Origin of the sequence: Streptomyces sp. SID12501, from assembly GCF_010550245.1 — a bacterium.
Taxonomy (GTDB): Bacteria; Actinomycetota; Actinomycetes; order Streptomycetales; family Streptomycetaceae; genus Streptomyces.
In genome coordinates this window covers 1-541 of sequence record NZ_JAAGLU010000371.1, presented here as the reverse complement: position 1 = coordinate 541, position 541 = coordinate 1, and the positions used below count along the sequence as shown (strand labels likewise).

Below are 541 nucleotides of genomic sequence, written 5' to 3'. Positions count from 1 at the left end.
TTGACCGAGTGCTAACGCATTCCTAGAGTGAGGAACCGGCGGTCCCGTCAGGGGGCGCCAACCGCACAGGTGGCCCCGGCACCCGCGACGACGGCGGCGACGGTGCGGCGCAGACACTGCCTCAGAACGACTCACATGCGAAGGGGAGGTCCGCTGTGTCCGTCTCCATCAAGCCCCTCGAGGACCGGATCGTCGTCAAGACCCTCGAGGCCGAGACGACGACCGCGTCGGGTCTCGTCATCCCGGACAGCGCCAAGGAGAAGCCCCAGGAGGGCGAGGTCCTGGCCGTGGGTCCGGGCCGGATCGATGACAAGGGGAACCGTGTGCCGCTCGACGTGGCCGTCGGCGACAAGGTCATCTACTCCAAGTACGGCGGCACCGAGGTCAAGTACGCCGGTGAGGACTACCTGATCCTCTCGGCGCGCGACATCCTCGCGATCGTCGGCTGACGACTCCGCTGCACCCGGGGCCCGTCCCCGGCAGCACGAAGGCCCCCTCCGTCCCGGAGGGGGCCTTCGTCGTCGTGGGGCGACGCGTGACG

At 69.1% G+C, this 541-nt stretch carries 1 protein-coding gene; it reads left to right on the top strand.

Going from position 1 to position 541, the window contains the following annotated elements; genetic code table 11:
- Positions 1-155 precede the first annotated feature (155 nt).
- On the top strand, positions 156-449 hold the full coding sequence (gene groES, locus G3I71_RS46295; RefSeq protein ID WP_046528945.1) for a co-chaperone GroES: 294 nt from the start codon (positions 156-158) through the stop codon (positions 447-449).
- The last annotated feature ends 92 nt before the right edge of the window (positions 450-541 follow it).